Origin of the sequence: Leifsonia sp. SIMBA_070, assembly GCF_046534635.1 — a bacterium.
GTDB lineage: Bacteria > Actinomycetota > Actinomycetes > Actinomycetales > Microbacteriaceae > Leifsonia.
The window spans coordinates 1-266 of record NZ_JAWRYK010000385.1 but is presented as its reverse complement, the minus strand read 5'-3'; the positions used below and the strand labels follow the sequence as shown (position 1 = coordinate 266).

Annotated in this window: 1 pseudogene; it reads left to right on the top strand. The window is 56.0% G+C overall.

Going from position 1 to position 266, the window contains the following annotated elements:
- Positions 1 to 69: 69 nt before the first annotated feature.
- Positions 70 to 266: pseudogene (locus SB754_RS20775) on the top strand (integrase); the annotation flags it as partial.

Below are 266 nucleotides of genomic sequence, written 5' to 3'. Positions count from 1 at the left end.
CTAGACCCTCCCGGGGCGTCCTCCGCAGGATTATGCATCGCTCATGCGGTAAGCTGCAAGGAGCATTGGTTGGCCAAGCATGACATCGCAGCCGAGTGGCCCATCTACGGCAAGATGCAGAAAATCCACGTCGATAATGCCAAAGAGTTCCGTGGTAATATGCTGACACGTGCGTGTCAGCAGCATGGTATCATTCTTGAGTACCGGCCCAAGGGCCAACCCAACTATGGGCCGCACGTGGAGCGAGCATTCCGTACCTTCATGAC